Here is a 6,024-nt window from a genome sequence, read left to right as displayed (position 1 = left end):
TTGATACGAGTCGGTTAATTGTCAAAGATGGAGGATTGGTTTCAGCGACAACGGCGAATACCGGGGAAGCGGGAAAATTAGCCGTGAATGCTTCTGAATCTGTGGAAATTAGCGGTGCGTCGGCGAATGGTCAAACGCCTAGCCGTTTAGTCTTCGATTCTTCGGGTTCCGGTAATGCGGGAGAGTTGAAGATAGACACCGAACGATTAGTTATCCAAGGCGGTGGACAAGTATCCGCGACAACCTTTGACTCCGGAGAGGGCGGAATTATAGACGTTAACGCTTCGGAATCGGTAGAGGTTAGGGGTACAGGAAGCGGCTTATATTTTGAGTCTCAAAGTTTGGCGAATGCTAGAGGAATCACCCTGAATACGGGTCGTTTAACCGTGGAAAATGGCGGACAATTAACTGTGAGTGGTAGCGGTTCTGGGACGTCCGGTGACTTGGAGATTACCGCTGATTCTATCTTTTTAATCAATCAAGGACGCCTGCGGGCAACGACAACTGCCAGTGAAGGGGGTAATATTCGTTTAGATGTGGCAGATTCTATTATTATGCGCTTCAATAGTGAAATTGCGGCTGAAGCGTTTGGGACTGCCAATGGCGGCAATATTACGATTAATGCTGGGGGAATTGTTTTGGCAATTCTCTCGGAAAATAGTGATGTCGTTGCTAATGCATTTGCGGGTCAAGGTGGGACGATTTCGGCGACGGCTTTACTGATTGAAGGGTTTCGCCAATTTGAAGACCGCCGCACTTCAGAGAGTGACTTCACCGCTAGTTCGGAATTGGGGATTGATGGGACAGAAGAAATTAATACTGAAACTCGACCTCAACCTGAACCTTTACCCCAGTTACAATCTGTAGACCCAATTGAACCAAGATGTCAAGTGGGTCAACGGCGTGGAAGCAATGAATTTATTATTTCCGGGCGCGGCGGTTTACCGCCCAATCCAATTAATAATGGTAGTTATAATCAGGGTTGGGTTGATTTCCGTGATCCGATAAGTTCGACAGAAAATCGGGTTAATTCAGGGGGAAATAATCCGCAAACGGCGACAAAATCAACTCAGATTATTGAAGCGCAAGGATGGATTATTAAGGAAAATGGAGAGGTAGAACTGGTGGCGACAGCACCGAATCCCACGCTGTATAGTTCCTGGCAAACCCCGATTTGTCCTGCACCTAATGAAGCGATTGTCCCGTAGGGGCGCAGGTCGCGTGCGCCCTGCACCAATGGTGTGCGCCCTTTCCCGGCGCACGCCCTGGATGGCTTCTAAAGATACTCAACACGCCCAACTATTTCCTTGGGGGTATAAACTTCATAAATCAGCACCAAACTTTCAATAATTTGTCCAATCGAACGAGTTCCTTGTTGACAATAAGCAATACCCGGATGATCGCTGGTCAAACTAGCAATTCTCAAAAAATCATCATCTTGAGTAAAAAGTACTCGTTCCTCTTGACAAATAAATGCTAACTGCGCCTGATCACTTTGAGTACGTAAACCAACTTCAACTGTTGTTGTCACATCAATACCCCGACGACGTAACTCACGAGCAATAACAGATTTAACCTGCTCATCTAAGTGAAATCGAATCCGATTACTCACCGCGAATAGCTCTCAACTTTTCTTGGAGAGGGGAAGGAGGACTATTGCGCTTCATTTGTTCAACATAAGCTTCACTTTCGGCTGTATGACCGTCAATTTCTTCCCGATGATCGTAATAATACGCAATAGCAGCATAAACAGATGCCAAGGATAAATCATACTCCTGAGCAATATCTTCTAGAGATTCCCCCATCTCTAGATAGAGTTTTGCAATAGTAGCCACTGGCATTCTTGTACCAGCAATGCGAGGTTTACCGAAGCAATAGTCAGGATCGATGGCAATATGTTCTGTGCTTATGGATTGAAGCCGCATGTTGTCGTCTTTGGCAAGAATAATACTTTAGTGATTCTATCATATTATGTGTACAGTAGAGAGAGGAGTTCTCCGATCGCCAAGTTATGATTACACCCCAGTCTGTATGGCACCATCTGAAACTATTCCTTAAATATGGGCTTATTGGTATCTGTTTCACTCTATTGATTGGCTTGGGTCAAACTTATCTCACTCGTCAATCGGCACTCAGTACAGAACCCCCGCGAATTCTTAGCCAAAGTCCTATCGTTGATATAAATACTTTAATTCAACAAGGTCAACGTTATTATAAAAACGGACAATTTACTCAGGCGGCAAGTCTCTGGCAAGAAGCTACATCCCAATTGGCTGATGAAGGGAATCAACTCCAACAAGCGAGAGTCTTAAGCTATCTGGCTTTGGCTTTTCAGCAATTAGGGAAATGGCAAGAGGCGAAAGACGCGATCGCGACAAGTTTAAACCAACTGCAATCTCTGCCAAATTCCCCAGAAAAAAGCCTGATATTGGCTCAAGTTCTTAACAATCAAGGGCATCTACAACTCTCTCTGGGAAACGCTGCTGATGCTCTAAAAACCTGGGAAAAGGTACATCGCCTCTATACCCGCTTGGGAGATGAAACCGGAAGCATTGGCAGCTTAATTAACCAAGCTCAAGCCTTGCAAAGTTTAGGACGGTTACGGGAGGCATTTAAAAGTTTAACTCAGGCAACATTGCACCTGCAAAGTCAACCCGACTCTTTGCTAAAATTTACGGCTTGGTCTCATTTGGGAGAATTGCTGCGGGTTGTGGGTAACTCTAATTATTCAGATCCCAATTGGTCGCCATTAAAACAGTATTTTAAGTTAGATAATTTAACCAACTTAGAACAAGCCAAACATTTGTTAGATAAAAGTTTGACTCTGGCGCAAAAATTGGAAAATCCCCAAGCCATTGCTGAGGCTTATTTCCGGTTAGGCAACTGGGCAAATGATACCTATAATCACCAGCGCAGTCTCTACGAAAGAACTCGTCCCTCTCTACAGAACATTCAACCCGTTCTGGATGCTGTTGCCCAAGCTGCCGATTATTATCAACAGGCAATAACTCGATCAAATTCGTCCCTAATTCCCATCCAATCTCAGCTAAATCACCTGAGTATTTTGCTCAATACCCAATACTGGTTGCTCAATCAGCGTCACTGGTCAAATGCTCAGACATGGTGGCAGGAAAAGATTGAGCCACAACTCCCGAATTTAATCCAAATTCAAACTCAAATTACCACATTACCCACCAGTCACACTGCCATTGATTGCCAAATTCAGTTCTCCCAACTTCTAGTTACCTTAAAGCAAATTCAGCAAACGGTTAGCCAAAACGCGGCACAATTTCCCCAACTTCATCGCCACATATTTTGGCAAAAGATGGACACCGTATTAACCACAACTTTTGACAAAAATAAACAAATTATTCAACAAGCCCACGATTTAGATGATCGGCGAAGCGAGGCGTATGCGACAGGAATTAGTGGTAAACTATACGAGTCTAATCAGAATATTCAAGATGCCCAGAATTTAACTAATCAAGCCATTCAAATTAGTCAATCAATTCAGGCGTGGGATATTGCCTATCAATGGCAATGGCAACTGGGGCGTTTGCGAAAATCCCAGGGAAAGATTGAAGGGGAATTGGGTGCGATCGCGGCATATCAAGCCGCCGTTAATACAGTCAATACGATTCGCCCAGATTTAGCTACCCTTAACCCTGATGTTCGCTTTTCCTTTCGAGATGAAATTGAACCGATTTATCGAGAATTAATCGATTTGCTTTTACGAGATGAAACGCCATCGCCTCAAAACTTAATTCAAGCCCGAGAGGTTTTAGCGCAACTGCAATTAGCCGAATTAGAGAACTACTTACAAGAAGCCTGTGCGCCATCTACCCCGGCGTTAATTGACCAAATTGTAGACGAACACGCCCCCAATACTGCGGTTATTTATACCATTCTTTTAGACGAGCGATTAGAAGTCATTCTCAAACTACCCCAGCCATCGGAATGTAAAGACATTACCGACGACAAATGTCAACAATGTAGAGACGTTGCATGCAACGTCTCTACACCCTGGCGCGTCTCTAAAATTAATCCCAGTCATTCTAAATCTGCAACCCACCCAACCTTACAACACCATCGCGTCAAGCTTTCCCCCCGTCAAATAGAAGAAACTGTCGATCAACTCCGCGCTCAACTTACCAATCCCCAACGTAGTTCTCGCTATACTCAAGAAATTCAAAATACATCTCAACCGATCTATAATTGGTTAATTGCTCCCTTTGAAACTCAGCTTAAAACTAATGGGATAAACACCTTAGTTTTTGTCCTAGATGGAGCCTTACAAACCGTTCCTATGGGAGTGCTTTGGGATGGGAACCAGTATCTAGTTGAAAAGTATGCGATCGCGCTGAATCGAGAACCCCAGTTACTCGCCCCTGTACCCCTCTCCCAGCAACCCTTACAGACGCTGGCGTTTGGATTATCTCAGGTGCGATCAGATTTCGCCCCCCATCAAAGCTTTCAACCCCTCGCCAATGTTGAAATAGAATTATCGCAAATTCCCTCAGATGTAAAGCTACTCAATGATGCATTTACCAGTCAAGCCCTGCAAACTCAAATCAACGCCCGTCCCTTTTCCATTGTTCACTTCGCCACCCACGGACAATTTAGTTCTAATCCCAATGAAACCTTTATTTTGGCATGGGATAAACGGATTCAGGTGAATGAATTAAGTCACTATCTCAAAAGTCGCGAAGAAAGTTTACCTGATCCGATTGAACTGTTAGTGTTGAGTGCTTGTCAAACCGCCAATGGGGATACTCGTGCGACATTAGGGCTGGCGGGAATAGCGGTTCGTGCTGGGGCGCGGAGTACAATTGCTACGTTATGGGAAGTGAATGATAAATCAACCACTGATTTTATTCGGTTACTCTATCAACAGTTAACCAATTCTACGGAACCGATGAGCAAAGCAGAAGCGATACAGATGGTTCAGAAGGAATTTTTAAAGAATGCGAATTATCAGCATCCTTATTATTGGGCACCCTTCGTATTAATCGGAAATTGGCTCTCGTTGTTTCAAGGATAAATTTGTCGTGGTGTAGCGCACCTAATTTAATAGGTTAAAACTGTAGGGGCGCAAGGCTTGCGCCCATTCAACCTGTAAAATCTATTTCACAGCTGATGGTTTGGTTATTGGTGTCAGGATTATGTTTTTTTAACGCAGAGAACGCAGAGGTTAACGCAGAGGTACGCAGAGAGGGTTTGTAGTTGTTAGGCAATTTTTTAGATTGTCAGGTAAGGGGTAAGGTGTGAGGATGTTCTCTACTGTTTTTCCAAGGTGCAGCAGGGAAGAATTGGCTTTTCGGTAAGCTGTTCCCAACCAATAAATTCTAATAAATCTGCCCAGGCTGGCTCGGTTTCCTGGGGCTTTTGGCGGTGAAGGTTAGCTAATTCGGTGACGGTATCAAACCATAAACCGTTTTGAGCATAAATGATAACTTTGTCTTGGGGAGTATCACCGTTCAAGGGTGTCTCAACCTCTACCCGTTTAATCCAGCCATCAACAAAAAAGTTAGGCGCGGATGCTTGAGTTTGGCAATAGAGTTTCAGTGACCAATAATACCATTTACCTGGTTCTAGTGGGGGTTCACTGGTGGGAATAGTTAGGCTAACAATTCCGGGACTTTGGGGTAGATTGAATTGAAAGCTGGATGGGTAATCCGCTTCATTTTCGATGCTAAATTGGGCGATTTGAGCTGATGTTGCTGGTGCTGGAAGATAAAACCAAAATGTCGGATGTTTACTCTTGGTTAATCCCCAAACATGAGTTTCTGACAAGCTAATCCCGGGTTTTTCAATGGCGGGGACAAACGCCACTAATTCGTTATCGGCTTCAGACTCTGGTTGTGCATCACAAGGTCCACGGGTTCCTGAATCCGATTGTTGACCTGGTGTGTCTTTATCCGGTGGGGGTGGCGGTTGGTTAAAGATGAGGGCGTCGAGGGGCGATCGCTGGGCGATGATCACAATGGGTATAATGGCGAGGTTGAATAGTTTGTTGGTCATTGG

At 44.5% G+C, this 6,024-nt stretch carries 4 protein-coding genes and 1 pseudogene; 2 read left to right on the top strand and 3 right to left on the bottom strand.

The features are described 5' to 3' along the window. Positions 1–1,208: pseudogene (locus tag ACLGGO_RS23455) on the top strand (filamentous hemagglutinin N-terminal domain-containing protein); the annotation flags it as partial. Positions 1,209–1,276: 68 nt separating this feature from the next. Here ACLGGO_RS23455 and ACLGGO_RS23450 read toward each other — a convergent pair. Continuing rightward, positions 1,277–1,612, bottom strand: a complete 336-nt coding sequence (locus ACLGGO_RS23450) for a DUF5615 family PIN-like protein (RefSeq protein WP_446338508.1) — start codon at positions 1,610–1,612, stop codon at positions 1,277–1,279. After that, complete coding sequence (locus tag ACLGGO_RS23445; protein WP_446421112.1) at positions 1,605–1,925, bottom strand: DUF433 domain-containing protein; 321 nt, start codon at positions 1,923–1,925, stop codon at positions 1,605–1,607. The genes ACLGGO_RS23450 and ACLGGO_RS23445 overlap by 8 nt, the downstream gene beginning before the upstream one ends. 86 nt (positions 1,926–2,011) lie before the next feature. On the opposite strand from ACLGGO_RS23445, the gene ACLGGO_RS23440 reads away from it, so the two are divergent. After that, entirely contained in the window at positions 2,012–5,041 is a 3,030-nt protein-coding gene (locus tag ACLGGO_RS23440; protein WP_446421111.1) for a CHAT domain-containing protein, read from the top strand. A gap of 236 nt (positions 5,042–5,277) precedes the next feature. Here the strand turns inward: ACLGGO_RS23440 and ACLGGO_RS23435 are convergent, their stop codons facing one another. Then, positions 5,278–6,021: a DUF928 domain-containing protein gene (locus tag ACLGGO_RS23435; protein ID WP_446421110.1), complete on the bottom strand. Its 744-nt coding sequence runs from the start codon at positions 6,019–6,021 to the stop codon at positions 5,278–5,280. Positions 6,022–6,024 lie beyond the last annotated feature (3 nt).

It is taken from the genome of Coleofasciculus sp., from assembly GCF_046565525.1.
Lineage (GTDB): Bacteria > Cyanobacteriota > Cyanobacteriia > Cyanobacteriales > Coleofasciculaceae > Coleofasciculus.
This window is presented reverse-complemented; position numbering and strand designations above follow the sequence as displayed.

Bases quoted from the DNA above. Each gene is read 5' to 3' on its own strand.
- ACLGGO_RS23440 (WP_446421111.1), top strand. From the start codon at position 2,012: ATGATTACACCCCAGTCTGTATGGCACCATCTGAAACTATTCCTTAAA.
- ACLGGO_RS23445 (WP_446421112.1), bottom strand. From the start codon at position 1,925: ATGCGGCTTCAATCCATAAGCACAGAACATATTGCCATCGATCCTGAC.
- ACLGGO_RS23435 (WP_446421110.1), bottom strand. From the start codon at position 6,021: ATGACCAACAAACTATTCAACCTCGCCATTATACCCATTGTGATCATC.